We start from the raw sequence: 25,888 nt of genomic DNA on the forward strand, positions 1-25,888 counted from the left end.
AAGCATTGCGTATATTAGTAGAAATAGAATATCAAGGTAATCAATTTTTAGGATTTCAAATTCAACAACAAGGTCGCACAATACAACAACAATTTGAAAAAATTCTTAAAAGAATGCATAAACGTCATGTAAGAATACATCCTTCTAGTCGAACGGATAGAGGAGTGCATGCTTATCAACAGTATTTTCATTTTGATACTGACTTAAATATTGAAAATAATAAATGGCAATATGCAATGAATAGTGCATTGCCGGATGATATATATGTTAAAAGCGTTCAACATGTAGATGAAGATTTTCATTGTCGTTATGATTGTGTAGGTAAAAAGTATAGATATAAAGTATATCAAGCCGAACATCGGAATCCATTTGAAAGTGGATTAAAAACGTATGTATCTGAAACATTAGATCTAGATAGCATGAATAAAGCAGCACAATTATTTATTGGAACTCACGACTTTACTGGTTTTTGTTCCCAAAAAACTGAAGTTCAAAGTAAAGTAAGAACATTATATGAAAGTAAAATTATTAAAACAGAAGATGGTTTTGATTATATAGTAACTGGTTCAGGATTTCTGTATAATATGGTTCGTGTATTAGTGGCATTTTTAATAGAAGTTGGAAAAGGTAAAAGAAAACCTGACGAAATACCGGTATTACTTGAAGAGAAAAACCGCAATAAAATTCCTTTTACTGCACCATCTGATGGTCTATATTTAGAGAAAATATATCTATCTGATTGTGAATTAATGGATGAATTTGGTAATCATATTAAAATCCATTATAAAAAATCATTACAAAATGATTGAATTGCATTGACAAAAGGTCTATGAAATTATAAGATTATTAACGGTATTGTTTTATATCCACCCCACGATAAGCCCCGGAATCTTATTGTGTTACAAGATATATAAGCAAAATAGAACAACAGTTAACAAAATAAATGAAATCTACGCTTTAAATCGTAACAAATTTTTAATTCAAACAAATAGAATTTAGACAATACAAAGTAACTTAGGTTAAGCAATTTTGTCTAGAGACTAAAACGAAGCATTTATTTTTAGGAGGACAATTATTATGCGTCAAACATTTATGGCAAATGAATCAAACATTGAGCGCAAATGGTATGTTATCGATGCTGAAGGCCAAACATTAGGTCGTTTATCATCAGAAGTAGCATCTATCTTACGCGGTAAAAATAAAGTAACTTATACACCACACGTTGATACAGGTGATTATGTAATCATCATCAACGCTTCAAAAATCGAATTCACTGGTAACAAAGAGCAAGACAAAATGTATTACCGTCACTCAAATCACCCAGGTGGTTTAAAATCAATCTCTGCTGGTGAATTAAGAAGAACAAACCCAGAACGTTTACTTGAAACTTCAATTAAAGGTATGCTACCAAGCAGCCGTTTAGGTGAAAAACAAGGTAAAAAATTATTTGTATATGGTGGCGCTGAACATCCACACGCTGCACAACAACCAGAAAACTACGAGTTACGTGGTTAATTAGAAGGAGGAAATTACATTGGCACAAGTTGAATATAAAGGCACAGGCCGTCGTAAAAACTCAGTAGCACGTGTACGTTTAGTACCAGGTGAAGGTAACATCAAAGTTAACAACCGTGACGTACGTGACTACTTACCATTTGAATCATTAATCTTAGACTTAAACCAACCATTCGATGTTACTGAAACTAAAGGTAACTATGACGTTTTAGTTAACGTTCACGGTGGTGGATTCACAGGACAAGCACAAGCTATCCGTCACGGAATCGCTCGTGCATTATTAGAAGCAGATCCTGAATACAGAGGTTCTTTAAAACGCGCTGGATTATTAACACGTGACCCACGTATGAAAGAACGTAAAAAACCAGGTCTTAAAAAAGCTCGTCGTTCTCCTCAATTCTCAAAACGTTAATATATACAAATTATTGCGAAGTTTTTCGCTATCAGATTTGTTTACAATTAATAAGAACGATAAATCAAGCACTTCTCGAATCTTCGAGAAGTGCTTTTTTTGTTGGGATAAAATAAATTTTAAATTAATACTTGAAAGTGACGTTACGTTATCCCTTATGTTTAATTTATGGAGGGATTAAGATGAATAGTACTAATCAAGTTATGAGTTATTTAGTTAGTTTAAAGGAAAAGAAAATAAAATTTTTAAGCGAGGTGAGAAATTTTGGAATTTCAATATAGTTTAAAACAAATTATGGATATTACTGGAGTAACAAAGCGAACATTACATTATTATGATGAGATTGGTTTATTAAAAGTACAAAAGAACGAAAATAATTATAGGGTTTATAATCAAAATGATTTAGTTAGACTTCAAAAAATATTATTACTTAAAAATTTAGATATGAGTATAAAAGAAATATATGAAGTTATTGATTATAATGATGAACAATTAAAATCTGTATTAGAAAATCAAAAAGTGAGTCTAACTCAAAAAATAAATAATTTAGAAAATTCGAGAATAGCAATTGAAAAATTCATTAATAATATACCAATTGTAGAAATTGAAGAATTGAATCATGTACCTTACAAACAATATCAAGAAGAAGCAAAGATAAAATATGAAAATTTAGATGTTTACAAAACGTATACTAATAAACATAATGATCAATTACTTTCAAATAAAGAAAATATAGAAAGATTAGATCAAATTTTTGAAAAGTTTAATGGCTTAGCATTAAATAAAGTTAATATTAGTGAAATGAAAGATGTTGTATATGAGTGGAAAGAACTGATGAATCTATATACTCATTTTGATAATGAATTACTATGTTTGATTGCTGACACTTATCATAACGATGTGAGATTCAAAAATTATTTCAAGAAATTTAATAATCCTCAGCTTACCCGTTTCATATCTAAAGCCGTCAATTATCATTTATCGCAAGTTCAATAATAAAATAAAAGCACTTCTCGAAAAAGTCGGGAAGTGCTTGTTAATTTTAACTATTCAGTTGGTCAATGACTTCAACCATATCCTCATTGATGACAAGTGAGGCATCATTGTCATAAGGAGTTGCATCTTTATTGATAATAACTAGATTGTCACCTTTAAAATTTGATACTAATCCAGCAGCAGGTTGCACAACTAGTGAAGTACCAAGTACAACCAACGCATCTGCATTTTCGATTTTTTGTAATGCATTCATAATCACTGATTGGTCCAACATTTCACCATACAGAACAATGTCAGGTCTAATAGTACTACCACATGCGTCACATTGTTTTAACTGTCTATCAAGCACGTCTTTTTTAGTGTATGACTTATGACATTTAGGACAATAGAATCTGTTTAATGTTCCATGTAATTCATCAACATGCTTACTGCCTGCATCTGAATGAAATCCATCAATATTTTGAGTAATAACCCCTAGAGATTGACCGTTGTGTTCTAAATGAGCAATCCATTCATGTACACTATTAGGTAATTTATCAGCATAAATTAATCTTTTATGACAAAAATTGATAAATCCATCAGGATCGTCTTCAAAATAATCATGGCTTAATAGATATTCTGGTGAATAGCCGTCTTTTGAAATTTCATCAAATAGGCCTCCCATAGATCTGAAATCTGGAACGCCACTTGCTACAGATACACCAGCACCCGTAAAGAATACAATTTTCTCAGAGTTATCAATTAGTTGTTTTAAACTTTCAATTTTATTATTCAAAAATACACCTTCTTGTAAAAAATAGATTATACAGCATATCACTTTTAACATATGACTTCTTTACATTTATATATTATAGTAATAATGTTAAAGATATTGAAGTGATTTTATACATACTATTAAAATACAGTTGAACAATGTATTTTGCATACAATTAAAATTAGTAAATGATTAGGTAGATTCAGTATTTTTACTATTGAATAATCATGAATATTGATAAAAGATGGAAATTGAATGATGACACTGGCCTAATGTAAGGAGGTATTTATTTAGTGAATAAGCACGAACGTTTAGATGAGATTGCTAAGCTAGTCAATAAAAAAGGAACAGTGAGGACCAATGAAATCGTTGAAGGTTTAAATGTTTCTGATATGACAGTAAGAAGAGATTTAGTTGAATTAGAAAACCAAGGTGTTTTAACGAAAATACATGGTGGAGCACGTAGTAATTCAAATTTTCAATATAAAGAAATGTCACATAAAGAAAAGCACACACACCAAATTGAAGAAAAAAGATATATTGCTAAAAAAGCAGCCAGTTTAATTGAAGATGGTGATACATTATTTTTTGGACCAGGAACGACGATTGAAGTTCTTGCCGAAGAAATAAACCATCATTCTTTAACGTTGATAACAAATTGTTTGCCCGTTTATAAGATATTATTAGAGAAACAAACAACCAATTTCAGAGTTTATTTACTAGGTGGAGAAATGAGACATTTAACAGAAGCGTTTGTAGGTGAAATGGCAAACTCAGTATTAGAGAAGCTTCGTTTTTGTAAAATGTTTTTTAGTAGTAATGGTGTTAATAAAGGTAGTGTTATGACGTCTTCTTTAGATGAAGCCTACACACAGCAACTTGCAGTAGAACATTCAGTTGAAAAATATTTACTAGTAGATCATACCAAAATAGGAAAAAATGATTTTACTTCAATTTGTCACTTGGATGATCTGACCGCAGTTATAATGGATAATCAAGATCAAGAGAAGCTAGAACAAATTAAAACATATATAGAAGTAGTAGAATAATATATTACTTTCAGAATAAATGACCTCGAATCAAACGATTCGAGGTTTTTTGTTTGAAATAATTACTTATTAAACGAATTTCAACATAATAAAACATTTTTCTGTGAAAAATCGAATATTTAGCTACAAATGTTTGGAAAAGTGTTTAATTCAAACAAAATACAAACATATTATGTTGAATTTATGTTGGTTTAAGTTTATAATTTAAACGTAAAGATTTGAAAGCCTTTTCTTTAAATATATATAAGATGCTTTTAATGACTATATTTGATAAGGAGAATTGCTATGACAATCATAATTGGATCAGATGTGGATGGTAAGCGTTTAAAAGATTTAATTAAAACATATTTAGTAGAAAGTAATTTTGATATTTTAGACGTTACTGAAGGTAAAGATTTAGATTTTGTAGATTCTACACTTGCCATTGCTAAAGAAGTACAAAAGAATGATGACAATTTAGGAATCGCAATTGATGCGTTCGGAGTTGGGAGCTTTATGGTTGCTACAAAAATTAAAGGTATGATCGCTGCGGAAGTGTCAGATGAAAGATCTGCATATATGACAAGAGGTCATAATAACTCAAAAATGATTACGTTAGGTTCAGAAATCGTAGGGGACACATTGGCACAAAATGTAGTTAAAGGTTTTGTTAATGGACACTACGATGGCGGGCGTCACCAAATACGCGTAGATATGCTTAATAAAATGTGCTAATTAGAGGAGGATTAACAATGAAAATAGCATTAGGTTGCGATCATATTGTAACTGATACAAAAATGGAAGTTTCACAGTTTTTGAAATCAAAAGGTCACGAAGTTATCGATGTAGGAACATATGATTTCGCGCGAACTCATTACCCAATTTTTGGTAAAAAAGTGGGTGAACAAGTAACAAGTGGGAATGCGGATCTAGGTATTTGTATTTGTGGAACTGGTGTTGGTATAAACAATGCAGTTAATAAAGTACCAGGTGTTAGAGCCGCACTTGTAAGAGATATGACTTCTGCCCTCTATGCCAAGGAAGAGCTAAATGCAAATGTCATTGGTTTTGGAGGTAAAATCATTAGTGAACTTTTAATGTGTGACATTATCGAAGCCTTCATTGAAGCAGAGTATAAACCTTCTGAAAAAAATGAAAAATTAATTGCGAAAATTAAACATTTAGAAACACATAACGAAGACCAAACGAACCCTAATTTCTTTAATGAATTTTTAGAAAAATGGGATAAAGGCGAATATCACGATTAAAGGAAGACACATATGATATTAACACTAACTTTAAATCCGTCTGTAGATATTTCATATGCTATTGAAGATTTTCAGCTTGATACTGTGAATCGAGTATCGAACATTGATAAAACTGCTGGCGGAAAAGGACTCAATGTAACTCGAGTATTGAATCAACTAAACGAATCAGTTATAGCTAGTGGATTAATCGGTGGTCAACTGGGCGAATTTATTGAACAACAATTAGAAGACTCACATATTAAACATTCTTTTTTCAAAATTAAAGATGTTACTAGAAATTGTATTGCTATTTTACATCAAGGTAAGCAAACGGAAATTTTGGAAAAAGGGCCAACTATTAGTAAAAAAGAAGGACAAAACTTCTTAGAACACGTTGATGAATTGATTCGACAAACTAAAGTGGTTGTTATTTCAGGAAGTCTACCTAAAGGTTTAAATAACAATTACTATTTGAAGATTATTGGAAAATGTCATGATGAACAGGTTCCATTAATACTAGATAGCTCTGGAGAAACATTAGTATCTTCTTTAAAAGGATTACATAAGCCAACTGTTATAAAACCCAATATTGATGAACTATATTAGTTATTAGGTCAACCTGTTGATGAAAGTATAGATGGGCTAAAACAAGCAGTAAATGATTCATTATTCAAAGATATAGAATGGGTCATTGTTTCATTAGGAGCAAAGGGTATGTTCGCTAAGCATCATAATCAATATTACAAAGTCAACATACCTTCTATTAAAGTATTAAATCCAGTTGGTTCTGGAGATTCTACAGTTGCCGGTATAGCTTCTGCATTGTTAAACAATGAAAGTGATGATGAACTTCTCAAAAAAGCTAACACCTTAGGTATGCTCAATGCTTAAGAATCACGTACAGGATATGTCAATATCAAAAACTATGACGAATTATATCATCAAATTGAATTATTAGAGGTGTAAATAATGGTAAAAACTCAAAATAAAACGACAGCAATTTCACAATTAAGTAATGAAAATGGTGTTATTTCAGCATTAGCATTTGACCAACGTGGTGCTTTAAAGCTAATGATGTCTAAATTCCAAACAACTGAACCAACAGTTGAACAAATTGAAAAATTAAAAGTACTTGTAGCTGAAGAACTTACACAATATGCATCATCTATTTTATTAGACCCAGAATATGGTTTACCAGCTACTGAAGCTAGAAATAAAAACTGCGGATTATTATTAGCATATGAAAAAACAGGTTATGACGTAAATGCTAAAGGTCGCTTACCTGACTGTTTAGTTGAATGGTCAGCTAAACGTTTAAAAGAACAAGGCGCGGATGCAGTCAAATTCTTACTTTACTACGACGTTGATGATGATGAGTATATCAATGTTCAAAAACAAGCATATATTGAAAGAATTGGTTCTGAATGCGTTGCAGAAGACATCCCATTTTTCTTAGAAGTTTTATCATATGATGACAATATTTCAGATAATAGCAGTGTTGAATACGCAAAAGTTAAACCTAGAAAGGTTAACGAAGCTATGAAATTGTTCTCTGAACCACGTTTTAACGTGGACGTACTAAAAGTTGAAGTACCAGTAAATATGAAATATGTTGAAGGATTTGCTGATGGAGAAGTTGTTTATAGCAAAGAAGAAGCGGCTCAACATTTTAGAAATCAAGAAGCATCAACGAATCTTCCATACATTTATTTAAGTGCAGGTGTTTCTGCAGAATTATTCCAAGAAACATTAAAATTTGCACATGAATCAGGGGCTAAATTTAATGGTGTACTATGCGGCCGTGCAACATGGGCTGGTGCAGTTCAAGTATATATTGAACAAGGTGAAGCCGCTGCACGTGAATGGTTAAGAACAACAGGATTTAAAAATATAGATGATCTTAACAAAGTACTAACTCAAACAGCGACATCTTGGAAATAACATAATTTAAATTGAGGGGAGTATATCGCTCATGAATAGAGAAGAAGTACAATTAATTGGTTTTGAAATAGTTGCTTTTGCAGGAGATGCACGGTCTAAATTTTTAGAAGCATTGACTGCTGCACAAAATAAAGACTTCGATAAAGCTGAAGCTTTAATTGAAGAAGGAAAAGGTCTTATTGCAGACGCGCACAAAGCACAAACAAGTCTTTTGGCTAAAGAAGCCCAAGGAGAGGATATCGCATATAGTGTGACAATGATGCATGGTCAAGACCATTTAATGACAACTATATTATTAAAAGATGTGATGTCACATTTAATTGAATTATATAAAAGAGGGTGAAGACCTTGATGAAAAAGTTAATTGCTCAAATTGAAAAGGGTAAACCATTTTTTGAAAAGTTATCGAGAAATATTTATTTAAGAGCCATTCGTGATGGCTTTATATCAGCAATGCCTGTTATTTTATTTTCAAGTTTATTCCTATTGATTGCATTTGTACCGAATGTATTTGGCTTTAAGTGGGATAAAGAGATGGAAGGCATTTTAATGAAGCCTTATAACTACACAATGGGTCTTGTAGCATTATTAGTTGCTGGAACAACTGCCAAATCTTTAACAGATTCATATAACCGCAAGTTAGAAAGTACGAATCAAATTAACTTTATTTCTACTATGCTTGCGTCAATTTGTGGATTTTTATTCTTAGCAGCAGATCCTGCTAAAGAAGGTGGATTCTTAAACGCATTTTTAGGAACAAAAGGTTTATTAACAGCGTTTATTTCTGCATTTGTAACTGTTATTGTTTATAACTTCTTTATTAAACGTAATATTACTATCAAAATGCCTAAAGAAGTACCTCCAAACATATCTCAAGTATTTAAAGATATTTTTCCATTTTCAGCAGTCATTTTAATTCTTTATGGATTTGATTTAACTGTTAGAGCAACAATCGAAACTAATGTTGCAGCAGCGGTTCTTAAAGTATTCGAACCATTATTTACTGCAGCAAACGGATGGATTGGAATCACAATTATCTTTGGTGCATTTGCTTTGTTCTGGTTTGTTGGTATACATGGTCCATCTATTGTAGAAACAGCTATTGCAGCTATTACATATGCAAACATTGAAGCAAACTTTAAGTTAAATCAAGGGGGTGAACACGCAGACAATGTTATTACCTCTGGTACTCAAATGTTTATCGTAACTATGGGTGGTACAGGTGCAACATTAGTAGTTCCATTTATGTTTATGTGGATAGCAAAATCTAAACGAAACAGAGCTATTGGTCGTGCGTCAGTGGTACCTACATTCTTTGGTGTTAACGAACCAATTTTATTTGGTGCACCTTTAGTATTAAACCCTGTATTCTTTATTCCTTTTGTTTTAACACCAATTGTTAACGTATGGATCTTTAAATTTTTCGTAGATGTATTAGGGATGAATAGTTTTTCTGTTAATTTACCGTGGACTACACCGGCACCTTTAGGTATCGTCATGGGTACACAATTTGCATTATTATCATTTGTCTTAGCATTAGTATTAATTATTGTGGATATTATTATTTATTATCCATTCTTAAAAGTTTATGATAATGAAATTTTAGAAGAAGAAGCTGGTAATAAAGAAAGTAATAGCGAATTACAAGATAAAGTAGCAGCTAACTTTGATACTAAAAAAGCAGATGCAATATTAGCTTCACATTCTAATAGAGAAGCAGAGTCAACACCTGACTTAACTAATAATATTACAGAACAAACGAATGTATTAGTCCTTTGTGCTGGGGGAGGAACAAGTGGATTACTAGCTAATGCACTTAATAAAGCAGCAGAAGAATATCATGTTCCAGTTAAAGCAGCTGCTGGAGGATATGGTGCACATAACGATATTATGAAAGATTATCAATTAATCATTTTAGCACCTCAAGTAGCATCCAATTTTGAAGATATTAAACAAGACACTGATAAATTAGGTATTAAATTAGTTAAAACTCAAGGTGTCGAATACATTAATTTAACACGTGATGGACAAGCAGCATTAGCATTTGTACAAAAACAATTTGAAAATTAGATAGGAGCGTTTTTCATAATGACTAAACAATTACCTGAAGATTTTATTTTTGGTGGAGCGACTGCCGCATATCAAGCAGAAGGAGCAACTCAAACTGATGGTAAAGGACGTGTTGCATGGGATACTTATCTAGAAGAAAATTACTGGTATACTGCTGAACCAGCAAGTGATTTTTATCATCGATACCCAATTGATTTAGAATTAAGTGAAAAGTTTGGTGTTAATGGTATCCGTATATCAATTGCATGGTCAAGAATTTTTCCTAAAGGATTTGGCGAAGTTAATCCAAAAGGAGTAGAATACTATCATAATTTATTCAAAGAATGCCATAAACGTCATGTAGAGCCATTTGTTACGTTACATCATTTTGATACGCCAGAAGTATTGCATAAAGATGGTGATTTTTTAAACCGTAAAACCATTGAATATTTTGTAGATTATGCTGAATATTGTTTCAAAGAGTTTCCAGAAGTAAAATACTGGACTACTTTTAATGAAATTGGACCTATTGGTGATGGACAATACTTAGTTGGAAAATTCCCACCAGGAATTACATACGATTTCGGAAAAGTATTTCAATCACATCATAATATGATGGTTGCACATGCTAAAGCAGTAAAGTTATTTAAAGATGGTGGTTATAAAGGAGAAATTGGTGTTGTACATGCATTGCCGACTAAATATCCATTAAATCCTAACAACCCAGAAGACGTTAGAGCAGCAGAATTAGAAGACATCATTCACAATAAATTTATTTTAGATGCAACATATTTAGGTAAATATTCAAGAGAAACTATGGAAGGTGTTCAACATATTTTAGCTGTTAATGGTGGTAAATTAGATATTAAAGAAGAAGATTATCAAATCTTAGACGCTGCTAAAGATTTAAATGACTTTTTAGGTATCAATTACTACATGAGTGACTGGATGAAAGCTTATGATGGTGAATGTCTCATCACACATAATTCAACTGGAGATAAAGGTGGATCAAAATACCAATTAAAAGGTGTTGGTCAAAGAGAATTTGATGTCGATGTACCTAGAACGGACTGGGATTGGATGATTTATCCTCAAGGTTTATATGATCAAATTATGAGAGTTGTAAAAGATTATCCGAATTATCATAAAATCTATATCACTGAAAATGGATTAGGCTATAAAGATGAATTTATTGAATCTGAAAAAACAGTTTATGATGATGCTAGAATTGACTACATTAAGCAACATCTAAATGTTATTGCTGATGCAATTAAAGATGGCGCTAATGTAAAAGGTTATTTCTTATGGTCATTAATGGATGTATTCTCATGGTCAAATGGTTATGAAAAACGATATGGATTATTCTATGTAGATTTTGACACACAAGAACGTTATCCGAAGAAAAGCGCATATTGGTATAAACAAGTAGCTGAAACAAGAGAAATAAAATAACCTATAAGAACAAGGTGTATTTAAAATAATGCGCCTTGTTTTTATGTGCGGTGGTTGTAAAAATACTATATACTAATAGAATATATAAAATAGAAGAGGTAATCTAATGAAAGCAAAATGGCTATTAATTATAAGTATTTTAATCATCGCATTCATTGCAATTGCTACAGTGATGATTACACGTCAACATCATTCTACTAAAGTAAACGATCAACGTTTTATAAAAAGTCATACGGCTACTATCTTTTTACATGGATATGGTGGAAGCGAAAAGTCTGAAACGTTTATGGTAAAACAAGCAACTCAACAGGGTGTAACCCAAAATGTAATTACAGCTAAGGTAGATAGCAATGGTGAAGTTAACTTCAAAGGACATATGAAGTCAAAAGCTATAAACCCTATTATTAAAATAGAATTGGAAGATAATAAAAATGGGGACACATCACAAAACGCAAAAAATATTAAAAATGTTTTATCCCAATTAAAGTCAAAATATGAAATAAAGAAATACAATTTCGTAGGTCATTCAATGGGCAACTTATCCTTTGCATATTTCATGAAAATGTATGGTACAGATAAAAAGTTACCACAATTAAATAAAGAGGTTAATATAGCAGGTACTTTTAACGGCGTATTAAATCTAAATGAAAAAGTAAATGAAATTAGCGTTGATAAAAATGGTAAGCCAAACAAAATGACTGATAATTTTAAAGAATTATTACCGCTGAAAAATATTTATAAAAATAAAGATATCAAGGTATTGAATATATATGGAGATTTAAAAGACGGCACACATTCGGATGGACGTGTCTCTAATAGTTCATCAAAGTCACTTCAATACTTAATTGGTAATAGTGTTAAAAGTTATAAAGAATCTAAATATACAGGTAAATCTGCTCAACATAGTCAATTACACGAAAATAAAAAAGTTGCCGATGAAATCGTAGAATTTTTATGGGCTAAATAAAAAAAGGTACAGTTTCTAACTGATATGAATTCGTACTTAATTGTTAGAATTAAACGGTTAAGTCGAAAACAGCTAGAGATTGTACTTTTTTATATTTTTTAAGAAATCAGTAACACGATTCATTCTTAATTTAAAATTTTATTTTCTTATACAATTAAGTTGGCATGATTTAGACATCTTGAATTGAGGTATTTAAATATTATCAATAATTAAAAAGGATGATTTCATGGATAATAAACAAATTATTTTTAATAAATACCCTGAAGGTATGCCACAAGATGATACATTCAAATATGAAGACATAGATATTACTGAGCCTAAAAATGGTGAAGTACAACTAAAAACATTATATATTTCAGTGGATCCATATATGCGTGGAAGAATGTCTAAAGGAGATTCTTATGTTCAACCATTTGAAATAGGACAAACTATAGAAAGTCATGTTGTAGCACAAGTAACTGCATCACAAGTAGATGGATTTAAACAAGGTGATATTGTTACCGGCGTATTACCATGGAAAAAATATAATACTGTAACTAGTGATAAAGTACGAGTTGTACCATCTACAGAGGTACCGCTAGAATTATATTTAAGTGTATTAGGTATGCCAGGACAAACTGGTTATCATGGGTTATTAGATATCGGTCGTCCACAAGAAGGTGAAACCGTTGTTGTATCAGCGGCATCTGGAGCGGTCGGTTCTGTTGTAGGTCAAATTGCTAAAATTAAAGGATGCCGCGTTGTTGGTATTGCTGGTGGATCAGAAAAAGTATCTTACCTAACAGACACATTAGGATTTGATGCAGGTATTGATTATAAAGACAATCAATTTTCAAGTAATCTAGAACAAATATTACCTGATGGCGTTGATGTATATTATGAAAACGTTGGCGGCCAAATTAGTGATGAAGTATTCAAACATTTAAATCGTCATGCGCGTATACCTGTATGTGGTTCTATATCTGCATATAATCATCCTGAGGAAGACATTGGTCCAAGAATTCAAGGAACATTAGTGAAAAAACAAGCTATGATGAGAGGATTCTTAGTAGCCGAATTTGCCGATGATTTCAAAAATGCAAGTGAACAATTAGCAGAGTGGGTACAACAAGGTAAAATTAAAACACAAACATCAGTTGAAGAAGGTTTTGATAAAGTTCCTAATGCTTTCAGAAACTTATTTACTGGAGATAACTTCGGTAAGCAAGTAATTAAAGTAGCAGATGTTGAATAAATTCTTTAAAATTAAAAGAAAACAAAACTCATATTTATTTATAAATATTGATAGAGGTGGCTTAATATGAAAGCAATAGGATTTGAAAAACCATTTACTTTAGATCAAGGTAATCAGTTTAAAACTTTTCAGTTGAATACACCCTCACCTTCAGGACATGATATTTTAGTGAAAGTACAAAGTATAAGTGTCAACCCAGTTGATACGAAACAAAGACTGTTGCCTGTCGAACAATCACCTAGAATACTAGGCTTTGATGCAGTTGGCACCGTTGAAGCTGTTGGAAATGAGGTCACAATGTTCAAAGTAGGAGACACTTTAATGTATTCTGGTTCACCGAATCAACATGGTTCTAATGCTGAATATCAATTGATACAAGAAAACTTAGTTGCACACGCACCTAATAATATTTCAGCTGAACAATCAACGAGTTTGCCTTTAACAGGGCTCACTGCATCAGAAACATTATTTGACTGCTTTAATATCTCATATAATCCAGACGATAATAAAGATAAGTCTTTATTGATTATTAATGGTGCAGGTGGAGTTGGAAGTATCACTATACAAATAGCTAAATATTACGGATTACATGTGATAACAACTGCATCTAGAGAAGAAACCCAAAAATGGTGTTATGATTTGGGCGCTGATATTGTTTTAAATCATAAAGAAGATTTAAAACAACAACTGATAGAACATGATATTAATGAAGTAGATTATATCTTCTGTACATTTAATACTGATATGTATTATGAAAAAATGATTGATATGATTAAACCACGAGGTCATATTGCAACTATAGTAGCCTTTAATGATAAACAAGATTTAAACTTACTTAAGCCTAAAAGCATTACGTTCTCACATGAATTTATGTTTGCTAGACCTATTCATCAAACAAACGACATGATTAAACATCATGAATATTTAAAAGATATAGCTATTAAAGTAGAACAGGGACATTATCAACCAACTACGACACAAGTATTAAATGGTCTAACTGAAGATAATTTATATAAAGCGCATCAAATATTAGAGAGTCAATCAATGATAGGTAAGTTAGTCATTAATATTTAAATTGAATAAAAATAAGTTGACTAAAGGAAAGTCGATTGAATATCACGAGTATTCAATCGACTTCTTTAGTTAATATATGGTTTAAAGATTATATTATGAAATAATAGTAAAACGTATTTGTTCTATTAGTAATTAATAATACTAAAGATAAAAAATATTTTAAGATTTTTTGAAATAAACGTTTTCAATAACAATTAATTGGGAATAAAGCATATAAGTAGTACTTAATTAAATATTAAAACTGATAAATTAGTTTTAAATTATTGGTTTTACTTTATTTATGATAGGGTACTCATTTTGTGTGATACTAAAAAGTAAAATATTAATTGAGGAGGTGTCATACGAGGTGAAAAGACTTAAAAACTTTATCCTTGGCTTACTTATCGTAGTCATTGTTGGTTTCTTATTGTTTATGTATGTTAAAGACAGTCGTATTTCTCAATACCAAGACTACTTCTTACAATTCAATTGGTTCCAACCACTATTGATTGGGCTAGCAGGATTATTAATATTAATCGGTTTAATATTAGTATTAAGCATATTCAAACCTACGTATCGAAAACCTGGATTGTATAAAGAATTTGATGATGGACATGTATATGTATCAAGAAAAGCTGTTGAAAAAACTGTTTACGATACTATTGCAAAATACGATCAAGTTAGACAACCTAATGTTGTCTCAAAAATGTACAATAAGAAAAAGAAATCATTTATTGATATAAAAGCAGATTTCTTTGTTCCAAACAATGTACAAGCTACATCTTTAACAGAAAGTATTCGTTCAGATATTAAACAGAATGTTGAACACTTTACTGAAATGCCTGTAAGAAAATTAGAAGTAAACGTCAAAGATCAGAAAACTTCTGGTCCAAGAGTGTTGTAAGGGAGGGATATCATGGCTAACAATAATAACCAAAATGGACAAGACTCTACGCAACAGCTTATTAACATATTGAAAACTTTTAAATGGAGAATCATTGGATTTTTAGCATTTTTACTTATAGCTATATTATTCCTAACTTTAGGTTTTTGGAAAACAATCTTAATAATTGTTTTATGTTTAATAGGAATTGGTATTGGGTATATTAAAGACCGTACACAAGACTTTTTGAATTTTCTAAATAGATGGAGTTAACGTAACTCTAGACATTTAAGATATTCATATTAACTTTTTATAAAACTAACAATTAAACATTTTATTGATAAAGGAGAATGCAAAATGGCAGTAGATAACAATAAAGCAAAACAAGCATACGATAACCAAACAGGTGTTAACGAAAAAGAAAAACAAGAACAACAAAAACAACAACAAGAAAATCAACAACCACAATTTGAAAATAAATTAACTTTCTCTGATGAAGTTGTTGAAAAAATCGCTGGTATCGCAGCTCGTGAAGTTAAAGGTATCTTAGACATGAAAGGCGGATTCACTGATAGCTTTACTAACGCTTTCTCAAGTGGTAATAACGTTACAACAGGTGTTTCTGTTGAAGTTGGCGAAAAACAAGCTGCAATCGACTTAAAAGTAATCTTAGAATATGGTGAATCAGCACCTAAAATCTTCCGTAAAGTAACAGACTTAGTTAAAGAACAAGTTAAATATATTACTGGTTTAGAAGTTGTAGAAGTTAACATGCAAGTTGACGATGTAATGACTAAAAAAGAATGGCAACAAAAACATGAAAAAGATAACAACCAAAACAACAACAATAACGACAGACAAGGTTTACAATAATCTGTCATTCAAGTTAGTTGGTTGAACAATCATTAAATAAAAGAATCCGAGAGACCTTCATATGAGTGTCTCTCGGATTTTTTTATTTGTTATATGGTTTATTAATAACAATCTGATAACCGTTATACATTCTATATATTAAACATGTAATGGATTGTTCACTTTGATATAAGTATATTCATGTGCTTCATCTTCTAAGCGCATTGTTGTAACACATTTATAATCAATCGTTTTGGCAAACATAACGTCTTTAATTTCTGAAATTCTTTCTTCTGAAATATGAGTAATATCGTTTAAAATTTGCTCTATGATAGTTGCAATATCTTTCCAAATATTTGCTTCTAAATCATTAGAATTTGATGATTGTGCAACAGTTAATACTAACTCACCTAAATGATTTTGTACTGTTGAATAGAATGCTTTATTAAATACAGTTGTTTTAGAGTTAGTTAAAATGCGAGATTTTTCATGAAAATCATCTGTTGAATATCCCATATCATTTAAATATGCTTTATCAATGCGTAATCCTTCAAAATCTCTTACATATAAGTGATTTAAAGAACCATCTTCATTAAAATGAACAATTGAATTTTGTAAATGTGCTTCAAGCGCAATTCCATATTTGGTTAATAGCGGCATTACAATACCTAAAAGCGCTTTACTATATTCTTTCATCCATGCTCGAGCAGCACTTTCATATGACGTATGTTGATAATGAGTTTGATATAACTTTATCAGAGATACGATTGGTGCTTCTGTATTGTATGGATAATAAGATACTAAACTAGATGGAATCATAGATATTATTCCATTTTTAAGTTGACTATTAATATTTGTTCTGAATAATGTACCTAGTTGTTCGCTACGTTCTGTTTGTAACGGATCTTGATCATGAGAATTATAAAAGTGAATGCCAGCAATTTCATCAACAATTGATGAATCATACGGTTTGAATGTTGCATCAGTATTTAAAATTTGATTTAAAATTTTTGTCATAAGAGGACCGTTATGTGTTGTTTGTTCAGACAATGTACGAATCTCGCCTGTGATATGAACATTGGTTGATAGTTTGATATGTGGATCACTATTAGGCGCTTTAGGCATTAAAGTTCTAAATGATAAACCGGCATAATAAGGTAAAGTATATTGTGATTTGATAATCATTTGTTGAGCAATTTCATCGTGATAATCTCGGTCTAGAACTTCATCATATTGCCAAGGGTGGACAATCATAACTTGATAATCATCTATATTAAGCTGATGATGTTGTTGCATTTCCTCTTGAAGTTTTTGATACATACTTGGGAACAATTGCTTAATAGTGTCGTTATATGACATTGATAATGATTGAACATTACAAAAACGATGATGTATCAGTATTACTTTAAGCGAAATAGGTTGTGAGAATTCTGATGAATACATAAATATTTCATTTGAATTCATACCTTTTCTCAATTTAGCACCGGGATGTAGTGGGTGACCTTCTATAACAGCTTGTTCAGATCGTAAATAGCTGTCCTCATCACTTTTTATAATGTCGAATAAAGTTCTTGACTCGTCTTGCATTGAATACGACTGGTAGCTCATTGCGAATATCATATTAGCCGCACTATTATTTAAATCATCTTTAAATTGATTACTTGCCTCATTATTTAATTCTGGTGCTTCAATTAATATCCAATCTAGAATATCATTTGGATGTTCTACGCGATGAAATGTCTGATTTGATTCTGTATTAGATTTATAAAAAAATGGACCTTTCACATCTACACGATTGAAAGCATGCTGACCACTAATAGGGGCATATAGTAATTTTTGTGCAGACTTAAATTCTATTTCTAAAACATTAGTAGTTTCGCAAGGTAAGGATTCAATTTTATCAGAATTAAGTATTCTACTATGATCATTACCATGAACAAGATTTTCTCTATGTATAGATGTAACTAATCGCTGTGTAACCTTATCGCGACCATTAGCAATTTGATTAATAAAATGGTTTGCCCATTCTGGATGTGATTGACTTAAGAAATCATATGCATCTTGCTCATCCTTAGTCATATATAAATTATTTTTATTTGTGTTTTTAATTGAATTCATATTTCACCTCTAAAAAAATATTTTACAAAAATTAATAAGATTTGTATAATCCATATTAATGATAATGATTATTATTATCAATTAAAAAGACAGGTGAAATTTATGGCAAAATTTTTCTTTTCCAGTTCATTTCTTCTGTTTTTGGGGAATTGGATTGGGCAAATCGGTCTCAACTGGTTTGTGCTTACTACATATCATAACGCAGTTTATTTAGGTTTAGTTAATTTTTGCCGACTCGTACCGATTTTGATATTAAGTGTATGGGCTGGTTCTATTGCTGATAAATATGATAAAGGAAATTTATTACGTATTACAATATCTTCATCATTTTTAGTTACAGCAATATTATGTGTATTAACTTATACCATCGATAATATTCCTGTGTATTTTATCTTAATATATGCTACGTTACGTGGAATGTTAAGTGCTGTTGAAACACCGGTTAGACAAGCCGTTTTACCAGAGTTATCTAATAAAATTACAACAACACAAGCTGTCTCATTCCACTCATTTATTATCAATATTTGCCGTTCAATTGGTCCTGCAATTGCTGGTGTTATATTAGCAGCTTATCATGCACCAACAACGTTTTTAGCCCAAGCACTTTGCTATCTCTTAGCAGTTGGTCTATGTATACCGATTCATATTAAAGCAACAGAATTAGGTAAAAATAATAAAGAGATGTCACTTAAAGTAGTGATGAATTATTTCAAACACAATTTAGAAGCAAGTAAAATCTTTATCACATCTCTATTAATTATGGCAACTGGTTTTTGTTATACGACAATTTTACCTGTTCTTACTAATCATGTATTTCCAGGTCAATCTGAAATATTTGGTATAGCTATGACTTGTTGTGCGGTAGGCGGTATTGTTGCCACTATTATTTTACCTAAAATACTTGATCATATTAATGCAGTCAAAATGTATTATTTGAGTTCTTTTCTATTTGGCTTAGCATTATTAGGAATTATTATTCACAATTTAGTTGTGATGTTTATTTGTATTTCGTTAATTGGATTGTTTAGTCAATGGGCAAGAACAACCAATAGAGTTTACTTCCAAAATAGTGTTAAGGATAACGAAAGGGGTAAGGTATTAAGTATTGTTATGATGGATCGCGGCATGATACCTTTAGGAAGTTTAATTATGAGCTTCTTTGCGGATCAATTCGGTGTATTAAATACATTTTTAATTATGAGCATTAGTACTGTAGCTATTTCAGTCATCTTTTACTTAATGCAACGAATTACTAAAATTGGAGGAATTTCATAATGGAGCGCAATGAATGGTTACTTGCGGATGAAAATATTCAGCATCGGATATTGAATGCAATCATCAAAGAACAGATATGTCCAGAAGATGCCAAAATAAATAAATCATTTGAAAACATTGAGTTACAATATCATGGCCGTGTATTAACTGGCCGTATTTTAAGAAAAAGTATGTTGGAAAGATATGTATTTGATGGACAGTTTACATATCAATGTGCTGAACAAAAAATCCAAATTAGTAACCTAGAACAGCTACTAAAAATATTAAATGACCAATTTGATATCAAAATATCTGATCGTTTATACCGAGAATTAATTCATAGTAGAGACAGTTTTGTCGAAACATATAAACAATTCAATAATAGAAAATCACTTATACATCAGAGTATGAAATTTTCTATGTTACCAGATACTATAAACTTTTTTACTTGGTTACAACATTTAAATGATAATGATACTACTGATGATTTAAGTTATTCAGAAAGTTTAGTTATTGAAGGACATCCAACTCACCCTCTAACTAAAACGAAATTACCGCTGACTAAGGATGAGGTTCGTAGATATTCACCGGAATTCGAAAAAATTATACCATTACATATTATGCTAGTTTCTTCTTCGAAAATGGTTACGACATCCATGGAAGGGGATGACCAATTTATAATAAATAATGTCATCCCAGAATTAAAAGATAAAATACAACATTTTTTAAATCCTTTTGATTTGAATGTGGATGACTATAGAGCAATATTTGTCCACCCTTGGCAGTATGACCATGTGATTGGAGATAAATTTAAAACGTGGATAAGTGAAAAAATATTAATCCCAACTCCATTTACAGTAGATTCAAAAGCAACATTATCATTTAGAACTATGGAATTATTAAAACGACCTTTCCATGTTAAGCTTCCAGTAAATGTTCAAGCTACTAGTGCTGTACGAACTGTATCTACTGTAACAACTGTAGATGGTCCGAAATTAAGTTATGCATTACAAGATATGCTGAATATTTATCCTGAGTTAAAAGTAGCTGCAGAACCATTTGGAGAATATATTAATACAGATCCTGATTTAGCTCGACAACTCGCTTGTATTATTCGAGAAAAACCAGAATTAAATCAAGTAGGTTCAACGATTGTCAGTGCGAGTTTAGTTAATCGTAATCCAGTTGATCTTGAAGTGGTTGTAGATAGTTATATTAAATGGCTGGACAATGAACTTACTAAAGATAATATTGAACGTTTTATGCGTGAATATACACGTACTTTAGTGAAACCACTCATTGCGTATATTCAAGATTACGGTATTGCATTAGAAGCTCATATGCAAAATACAATAGTTAATCTTGGGCCTGACTATCAAATTACATTTTTAGTAAGAGATCTAGGTGGATCACGTATAGATATCAAAACGCTTCAGCAAAAATTACCGCACATTGAAATAACAAATGAAAGTTTAATAGCTGAAAATATTGAAGCGGTTATAGCTAAATTCCAACATGCAGTGATTCAAAATCAATTGGCTGAATTAATCCATCATTTTAATCAATATGATTTTGTTAATGAGAATATCTTATTTAAGATTGTGCAACAAGAAGTAGAATCAGCTATTGATAGTAATAAAAATCATGCGCATGCATTATATCAAGTACTATTTGGTTCAACGATTTCAGTTAAAGCATTATTAAGTATGAGAATGGAAAATAAAGTTAAAAAGTATTTAAATACAGAATTAGACAATCCAATAAAAAAAGAGGTGTAGTACATGGCAAATTTAAAAATAAATTTATCAAAAATACAATATAATGCCAAAGTACTTCAAACAATTTTAGATTCTAAGCAAATACATTTTACACCAGTGATTAAATCTATAGCTGGAGATAGACAAATTGTACAAAAATTAATTGATTTAGGAATCACACATTTCGCAGATTCCAGATTAGAAAATATCAGTCAATTAAATGATTTTAATTGTTCTTATACTATATTGCGATCCACAAAACAATCTAAGTTAGCTGACATGATTCAATGTACAAAAATAAGTATACAAACTGAATTAAACACTATTTTTGAAATCAATCGTATTGCTAAAAAACTAAATATAAAACATCAAGTGATTTTAATGGTTGATTGGAAAGATGGTAGAGAAGGCATATTAACTTATGATGTCGTAAAATATATTGAACAAATTTTACAACTATCTCATATTCAATTGGTAGGAGTATCATTTAACTTCATGTGTTTCAAATCAAAATTACCAATTGAAGATGATGTGTTTATGATTAATAAATTTGTTAGTGCTATAGAACGAGAATTAGGTTACCGTATGACCATAGTTTCAGGTGGCAACTCAAGTATGTTACCGTTAACAATGTATAATGATTTAGGTAAAATAAATGAATTACGAATAGGAGAAACACTATTTAGAGGTGTCGATACTACTACAGATAGAGCAGTAGCACATTTATATCAAAATACCATTGTACTCGAAGCGGAAGTTATAGAAATTAAACCACGTTTAAATCACATAACAAATCAATCATATTTACAAGCTATTGTTGATATTGGATATATAGATACAGATACTACTCACATTACTCCGATAGCAAATGATATTCATATATTAGGTGCGTCTAGTGACCATTTAATGATTGATTTAAATAATCAGGATCATTATCAAGTAGGTGATATGATTCAATTCGAATTAAGTTATGAAGCATTATCACGCTCAATGTATAATAAAAATCTTGAAAAAGTTTATATACTAGATTCAAAAGTAGAAACCCTCATAGAAAGTTTTAATCAGTCTTTATGTTCAATGCATAAATCATAATTAAATATAAATTTTAATAATTAAGAGTACCGACACATGCAAACTTAGTTAAATTTGCACACAGTGTTGATTACTCTTTTTTTATTCTCCTAAAAAATCCAATTCCATCAAATTATTAATACGAAAAGTAATATATATTTTAAATGTATTCAGAGGACTCAAATTAATTTAAAAAATTATAAAAAGTATGTTGACAATGATAATCGTTATCAATAAACTGTTATATGAAAGCATATACATACAATAAGGAGTGGAATCATGAAGGGAATAAAGATTTTTAGCATAATTGGCATATTATTTGCTTTAATTTTAGTTACTGCCTGTGGAAATAACGACAGTTCAAATAGCTCTAGTAGTAAAGAACCTAAAGATGGTGTGAAAATTAAACACGCTGAGGGCACTACTAAAGTACCTAAGCATCCTAAACGAGTAGTTGTACTTGAATACTCATTTGTTGATGCATTAGCAGCATTGAATGTAAAACCAGTGGGTATTGCTGATGATAATAAAAAAGAACGTATTATCAAACCACTTAGAGATAAAATTGGAAATTATACTTCAGTAGGTACACGTAAACAACCTAACTTAGAAAAAATTAGTAAATTAAAACCAGATTTAATCATTGCAGATAGCAACAGACATAAAGGTATCTACAAAGATTTAAGTAAAATTGCGCCGACAATAGAATTGAAAAGCTTTGATGGTGACTACGATGATAATATAGATGCTTTCAAAACAATCGCTAAAGCACTAGGTAAAGAAAAACAAGGTGACAAACGTTTAGAAGAACATGACAAGAAAATTGCTAAGTACAAAAAAGAAATTAAATTCAACAAAGATGAAAAAGTATTACCAGCTGTAGCAGCAAAATCAAGTTTCTTAGGACATCCAAGTGAATCATATGTAGGTCAGTTCTTAAAAGAATTAGGATTCAAAGAAGCCTTAACTCCTAAAGTAACTAAAGGTTTAAGTAAATACTTAAAAGGACCTTATCTTGAAATGAGTTCTGAAACATTATTAGATGTTAATCCTGGACGTATGTTTGTTATGACTGATAAAGCAAGTCCAGATGAACCAACATTCAAAAAAATGCAAAAAGATCCAGTTTGGAAAAAATTAGATGCAGTTAAACATGATCGAGTAAGTGTTGTAGACAGAGACCTATGGGCAAGAGCGCGTGGTTTAATTTCTTCTGAAGAAATGGCTAAAGAATTAGTAGAAATTTCTAAAAAGGATCAAAATAAAGAAGATAAGTAAGGTGGAAAATTATGACTATGAAGCATCAAAGTAGTCAATCCGCTATATTACAAAATAAAAGAAAACGCACTACACTCACATATATTGTGAGTGTGTGCTTTCTTTTTATTTGTATTTATTTAAATTTAGCGATTGGTTCTTCTCATATAGTATTTAAAGATATTGTTCATTATATTACAGGACATACGGATACGGAACAGACATTTTTAATACATAATTCAAGAATGCCTCGTATGTTAGCAGGATTATTAATAGGTGGCGCTTTAGGTCTAGCAGGACTATTAATGCAATCTATAACTCGAAATCCCTTAGCGTCACCACAAATATTTGGTGTTAATGGTGGGGCATCTTTTGTCATTGTACTAATCACTGTTCTTATGCCAGCTCTTGAAAATTATTCAATGATATTAGCAATGATTGGTGCATTTCTAGGTGGTTTAACCGTGTATACTTTGTCAGGTTCAACTAGATCTATGACACCAGTCAAACTTGCACTAGCTGGTATGGCAGTCCATCTATTTTTTAGTAGTATGACACAAGGTATTATCTTATTAAATGAAGATTCAAACTCATCTGTTATGTTTTGGTTAGTAGGTTCATTGTCTGGCGTGAAATGGCCAGAAATTATTGTCATTTCACCATGGTTAATTGTAGCAATGATTATCACTATGCTTATGGGACGTCAATTAACAATCATGGAATTAGGTGATGATATTGCTAAAGGACTAGGTCAGAAAATTCAAATCGTTAGATTAATATTAGGTTTATTAGTTGTTATATTAGCAGGTTTATCAGTATCAATTGCTGGTCCAATAGGTTTTGTAGGGTTAATTGTGCCACACATAGTAAAACGTTATATCAATAATAACTATATTTTAATGATTCCGCTCACTATAATCATTGGTGCAGATTTATTATTATTCTCAGATGTGTTATCAAGACTAGTCACTTATCCATTTGAGTCACCTGTAGGTATAGTAACTTCTTTCGTTGGTGCATTTTACTTCTTATTAATTACTGTTAGAGGGGTGAAACGCATATGACAAAAAAGAAGCATATGATTAGATATAGCATTGTATTTATACTATTAATACTAAGTACTTTATTTAGTTTGTGTGTGGGTTCAGTAATCGTTAATCCTATTGAAGCAATACAAGGTATATTTACACAAGATAATTTTATTTTGAATGAGTATAGAATTCCAAGAACTTTATTGGGATTGATTATCGGATGTAGTTTAGCGATATCAGGTGCAGTAATTCAAGGCGTTGTTAGAAACCCTCTTGCTTCTCCTGATGTAATAGGTATATCTAAAGGTGCAAGTTTAGCAGCAGTCATTATCATTATGCTATTTCCATCAGCACCCTTAGCAGTATTGCCAATCGGATCGTTCTTTGGCGCATTAATCATTAGTTTGATTTTATCATTCTTGATTTCTAAATTTGATGTCAAAGGTTCTAACTTAGCTTTAATTGGTTTAGCTATTGGTGCCATTTGTACAGCTATCGTACAATTTTTATTAATTAGAAATCCTATGGATGCAAATAATGCATTAGTATGGTTAACAGGAAGTTTATATGGACATAATATTTCGAACTTTTTATCTATTGTTCCTTGGTTTGTAATTACACTTCCAATTATTCTAATTCTTAGTTATCAATTAGATATTTTAGGTTTAGGAGATAACGTTGCTTTAGCTTTAGGTGCAAGAGTCAAACTGCTAAAAATGGTGTTACTTATTTTATCTGTAATGTTAGCAGGAGCTTCTATTGCAGTTGTGGGTGGTATTAGCTTCTTAGGTTTAATTTCACCACATATTGCTAGACAACTAGTCGGACATAAAAATATGCATGTTGTTATTATGTCAGGTTTTATTGGAGCAATATTATTAACATTTGGCGATGGTTTAGCACGAGGTATACATCCACCGTTAGATATTCCTGTGGGTGTCATTATCGCAATCATCGGTGCGCCATATTTCTTATTCCTATTAAGAAATATGTAATAATGAACGAACAGTACAGCAT

25 protein-coding genes and 1 pseudogene are annotated in these 25,888 nt (G+C 30.9%); 24 read left to right on the top strand and 2 right to left on the bottom strand.

Translation table 11 applies throughout. From position 1 onward, the window contains the following. Positions 1-5: 5 nt before the first annotated feature. The 4 genes from truA to HMPREF3125_RS10185 all read left to right on the top strand — a co-directional run bounded on the left by truA (position 6) and on the right by HMPREF3125_RS10185 (position 2,923). A complete protein-coding gene (truA, locus tag HMPREF3125_RS10170) occupies positions 6-809 on the top strand; it encodes a tRNA pseudouridine(38-40) synthase TruA (RefSeq protein WP_070453689.1) in 804 nt (267 codons plus the stop codon). A 268-nt stretch (positions 810-1,077) separates the two neighbouring features. After that, positions 1,078-1,515, top strand: a complete 438-nt coding sequence (gene rplM, locus HMPREF3125_RS10175) for a 50S ribosomal protein L13 (protein ID WP_029055868.1) — start codon at positions 1,078-1,080, stop codon at positions 1,513-1,515. Between the two features lie 19 nt (positions 1,516-1,534). Continuing rightward, positions 1,535-1,927 carry a 30S ribosomal protein S9 gene (rpsI, locus tag HMPREF3125_RS10180; protein ID WP_002450501.1) on the top strand — a complete coding sequence of 131 codons (393 nt, stop codon included), beginning with the start codon at positions 1,535-1,537 and terminating at the stop codon, positions 1,925-1,927. Between the two features lie 264 nt (positions 1,928-2,191). Continuing rightward, positions 2,192-2,923 (top strand): MerR family transcriptional regulator, encoded by a 732-nt coding sequence (locus HMPREF3125_RS10185; RefSeq protein WP_070453692.1) that lies wholly within the window; start codon positions 2,192-2,194, stop codon positions 2,921-2,923. 46 nt (positions 2,924-2,969) lie between these two features. Here the strand turns inward: HMPREF3125_RS10185 and HMPREF3125_RS10190 are convergent, their stop codons facing one another. Beyond that, positions 2,970-3,698: an NAD-dependent protein deacylase gene (locus tag HMPREF3125_RS10190; RefSeq protein WP_070453695.1), complete on the bottom strand. Its 729-nt coding sequence runs from the start codon at positions 3,696-3,698 to the stop codon at positions 2,970-2,972. A 272-nt stretch (positions 3,699-3,970) separates the two neighbouring features. Here HMPREF3125_RS10190 and HMPREF3125_RS10195 point away from each other — a divergent pair, with 272 nt between their 5' ends. The 14 genes and pseudogenes from HMPREF3125_RS10195 (at position 3,971) to HMPREF3125_RS10260 (ending at position 16,404) form a co-directional block, all read left to right on the top strand. Then, positions 3,971-4,726, top strand: a complete 756-nt coding sequence (locus tag HMPREF3125_RS10195; RefSeq protein WP_070453698.1) for a DeoR/GlpR family DNA-binding transcription regulator — start codon at positions 3,971-3,973, stop codon at positions 4,724-4,726. A gap of 285 nt (positions 4,727-5,011) precedes the next feature. Beyond that, a complete protein-coding gene (lacA, locus tag HMPREF3125_RS10200) occupies positions 5,012-5,440 on the top strand; it encodes a galactose-6-phosphate isomerase subunit LacA (RefSeq protein ID WP_017638472.1) in 429 nt (142 codons plus the stop codon). A 17-nt stretch (positions 5,441-5,457) separates the two neighbouring features. Continuing rightward, positions 5,458-5,973, top strand: coding sequence for a galactose-6-phosphate isomerase subunit LacB (gene lacB / locus HMPREF3125_RS10205; RefSeq protein ID WP_070453701.1), 516 nt, complete (start codon positions 5,458-5,460; stop codon positions 5,971-5,973). A 12-nt stretch (positions 5,974-5,985) separates the two neighbouring features. Next, positions 5,986-6,918: pseudogene (gene lacC, locus HMPREF3125_RS10210) on the top strand (tagatose-6-phosphate kinase). A gap of 3 nt (positions 6,919-6,921) precedes the next feature. Then, on the top strand, positions 6,922-7,893 hold the full coding sequence (gene lacD / locus HMPREF3125_RS10215; protein WP_070453704.1) for a tagatose-bisphosphate aldolase: 972 nt from the start codon (positions 6,922-6,924) through the stop codon (positions 7,891-7,893). 31 nt (positions 7,894-7,924) lie between these two features. Continuing rightward, complete coding sequence (locus HMPREF3125_RS10220; RefSeq protein WP_023373578.1) at positions 7,925-8,236, top strand: PTS lactose/cellobiose transporter subunit IIA; 312 nt, start codon at positions 7,925-7,927, stop codon at positions 8,234-8,236. Positions 8,237-8,241: 5 nt separating this feature from the next. After that, positions 8,242-9,963 (top strand): lactose-specific PTS transporter subunit EIIC, encoded by a 1,722-nt coding sequence (locus tag HMPREF3125_RS10225; protein WP_141738055.1) that lies wholly within the window; start codon positions 8,242-8,244, stop codon positions 9,961-9,963. 18 nt (positions 9,964-9,981) lie between these two features. Continuing rightward, complete coding sequence (gene lacG, locus HMPREF3125_RS10230) at positions 9,982-11,394, top strand: 6-phospho-beta-galactosidase (protein WP_070453709.1); 1,413 nt, start codon at positions 9,982-9,984, stop codon at positions 11,392-11,394. A gap of 106 nt (positions 11,395-11,500) precedes the next feature. Continuing rightward, positions 11,501-12,361, top strand: coding sequence for an alpha/beta hydrolase (locus HMPREF3125_RS10235; RefSeq protein ID WP_070453712.1), 861 nt, complete (start codon positions 11,501-11,503; stop codon positions 12,359-12,361). 226 nt (positions 12,362-12,587) lie between these two features. Next, on the top strand, positions 12,588-13,595 hold the full coding sequence (locus HMPREF3125_RS10240) for an NADP-dependent oxidoreductase (RefSeq protein WP_070453715.1): 1,008 nt from the start codon (positions 12,588-12,590) through the stop codon (positions 13,593-13,595). A 66-nt stretch (positions 13,596-13,661) separates the two neighbouring features. After that, on the top strand, positions 13,662-14,669 hold the full coding sequence (locus tag HMPREF3125_RS10245; RefSeq protein ID WP_070453718.1) for a zinc-binding alcohol dehydrogenase family protein: 1,008 nt from the start codon (positions 13,662-13,664) through the stop codon (positions 14,667-14,669). Positions 14,670-15,015: 346 nt separating this feature from the next. Further along, on the top strand, positions 15,016-15,552 hold the full coding sequence (gene amaP / locus HMPREF3125_RS10250; protein WP_017638481.1) for an alkaline shock response membrane anchor protein AmaP: 537 nt from the start codon (positions 15,016-15,018) through the stop codon (positions 15,550-15,552). A gap of 12 nt (positions 15,553-15,564) precedes the next feature. Beyond that, entirely contained in the window at positions 15,565-15,804 is a 240-nt protein-coding gene (locus HMPREF3125_RS10255; protein WP_002450482.1) for a DUF2273 domain-containing protein, read from the top strand. A gap of 84 nt (positions 15,805-15,888) precedes the next feature. After that, a complete protein-coding gene (locus tag HMPREF3125_RS10260) occupies positions 15,889-16,404 on the top strand; it encodes an Asp23/Gls24 family envelope stress response protein (protein ID WP_017638482.1) in 516 nt (171 codons plus the stop codon). 138 nt (positions 16,405-16,542) lie between these two features. Here the strand turns inward: HMPREF3125_RS10260 and HMPREF3125_RS10265 are convergent, their stop codons facing one another. After that, entirely contained in the window at positions 16,543-18,501 is a 1,959-nt protein-coding gene (locus tag HMPREF3125_RS10265; protein WP_070453721.1) for an IucA/IucC family protein, read from the bottom strand. Between the two features lie 102 nt (positions 18,502-18,603). Here HMPREF3125_RS10265 and HMPREF3125_RS10270 point away from each other — a divergent pair, with 102 nt between their 5' ends. The 6 genes from HMPREF3125_RS10270 to HMPREF3125_RS10295 all read left to right on the top strand — a co-directional run bounded on the left by HMPREF3125_RS10270 (position 18,604) and on the right by HMPREF3125_RS10295 (position 25,866). Further along, positions 18,604-19,776, top strand: a complete 1,173-nt coding sequence (locus HMPREF3125_RS10270; protein ID WP_070453725.1) for an MFS transporter — start codon at positions 18,604-18,606, stop codon at positions 19,774-19,776. Next, positions 19,776-21,533, top strand: coding sequence for an IucA/IucC family protein (locus tag HMPREF3125_RS10275; protein ID WP_070453728.1), 1,758 nt, complete (start codon positions 19,776-19,778; stop codon positions 21,531-21,533). Before HMPREF3125_RS10270 ends, HMPREF3125_RS10275 begins: the two co-directional genes overlap by 1 nt. A gap of 3 nt (positions 21,534-21,536) precedes the next feature. Further along, on the top strand, positions 21,537-22,604 hold the full coding sequence (locus tag HMPREF3125_RS10280; protein ID WP_046467174.1) for an alanine/ornithine racemase family PLP-dependent enzyme: 1,068 nt from the start codon (positions 21,537-21,539) through the stop codon (positions 22,602-22,604). Positions 22,605-22,862: 258 nt separating this feature from the next. Then, on the top strand, positions 22,863-23,861 hold the full coding sequence (locus HMPREF3125_RS10285) for an ABC transporter substrate-binding protein (RefSeq protein WP_070453731.1): 999 nt from the start codon (positions 22,863-22,865) through the stop codon (positions 23,859-23,861). Positions 23,862-23,872: 11 nt separating this feature from the next. Further along, a complete protein-coding gene (locus HMPREF3125_RS10290) occupies positions 23,873-24,904 on the top strand; it encodes a FecCD family ABC transporter permease (RefSeq protein WP_070453735.1) in 1,032 nt (343 codons plus the stop codon). Next, a complete protein-coding gene (locus HMPREF3125_RS10295; RefSeq protein WP_070453737.1) occupies positions 24,901-25,866 on the top strand; it encodes a FecCD family ABC transporter permease in 966 nt (321 codons plus the stop codon). Before HMPREF3125_RS10290 ends, HMPREF3125_RS10295 begins: the two co-directional genes overlap by 4 nt. Positions 25,867-25,888: the final 22 nt, after the last annotated feature.

Source organism: Staphylococcus sp. HMSC13A10, assembly GCF_001808005.1.
Taxonomy (GTDB): domain Bacteria; phylum Bacillota; class Bacilli; order Staphylococcales; family Staphylococcaceae; genus Staphylococcus; species Staphylococcus pasteuri.

Bases quoted from the DNA above. Each gene is read 5' to 3' on its own strand.
- rplM (WP_029055868.1), top strand. From the start codon at position 1,078: ATGCGTCAAACATTTATGGCAAATGAATCAAACATTGAGCGCAAATGG.
- lacA (WP_017638472.1), top strand. From the start codon at position 5,012: ATGACAATCATAATTGGATCAGATGTGGATGGTAAGCGTTTAAAAGAT.
- lacB (WP_070453701.1), top strand. From the start codon at position 5,458: ATGAAAATAGCATTAGGTTGCGATCATATTGTAACTGATACAAAAATG.
- lacD (WP_070453704.1), top strand. From the start codon at position 6,922: ATGGTAAAAACTCAAAATAAAACGACAGCAATTTCACAATTAAGTAAT.
- HMPREF3125_RS10220 (WP_023373578.1), top strand. From the start codon at position 7,925: ATGAATAGAGAAGAAGTACAATTAATTGGTTTTGAAATAGTTGCTTTT.
- lacG (WP_070453709.1), top strand. From the start codon at position 9,982: ATGACTAAACAATTACCTGAAGATTTTATTTTTGGTGGAGCGACTGCC.
- HMPREF3125_RS10235 (WP_070453712.1), top strand. From the start codon at position 11,501: ATGAAAGCAAAATGGCTATTAATTATAAGTATTTTAATCATCGCATTC.
- HMPREF3125_RS10240 (WP_070453715.1), top strand. From the start codon at position 12,588: ATGGATAATAAACAAATTATTTTTAATAAATACCCTGAAGGTATGCCA.
- HMPREF3125_RS10245 (WP_070453718.1), top strand. From the start codon at position 13,662: ATGAAAGCAATAGGATTTGAAAAACCATTTACTTTAGATCAAGGTAAT.
- HMPREF3125_RS10255 (WP_002450482.1), top strand. From the start codon at position 15,565: ATGGCTAACAATAATAACCAAAATGGACAAGACTCTACGCAACAGCTT.
- HMPREF3125_RS10260 (WP_017638482.1), top strand. From the start codon at position 15,889: ATGGCAGTAGATAACAATAAAGCAAAACAAGCATACGATAACCAAACA.
- HMPREF3125_RS10265 (WP_070453721.1), bottom strand. From the start codon at position 18,501: ATGAATTCAATTAAAAACACAAATAAAAATAATTTATATATGACTAAG.
- HMPREF3125_RS10270 (WP_070453725.1), top strand. From the start codon at position 18,604: ATGGCAAAATTTTTCTTTTCCAGTTCATTTCTTCTGTTTTTGGGGAAT.
- HMPREF3125_RS10275 (WP_070453728.1), top strand. From the start codon at position 19,776: ATGGAGCGCAATGAATGGTTACTTGCGGATGAAAATATTCAGCATCGG.
- HMPREF3125_RS10280 (WP_046467174.1), top strand. From the start codon at position 21,537: ATGGCAAATTTAAAAATAAATTTATCAAAAATACAATATAATGCCAAA.
- HMPREF3125_RS10285 (WP_070453731.1), top strand. From the start codon at position 22,863: ATGAAGGGAATAAAGATTTTTAGCATAATTGGCATATTATTTGCTTTA.
- HMPREF3125_RS10290 (WP_070453735.1), top strand. From the start codon at position 23,873: ATGACTATGAAGCATCAAAGTAGTCAATCCGCTATATTACAAAATAAA.
- HMPREF3125_RS10295 (WP_070453737.1), top strand. From the start codon at position 24,901: ATGACAAAAAAGAAGCATATGATTAGATATAGCATTGTATTTATACTA.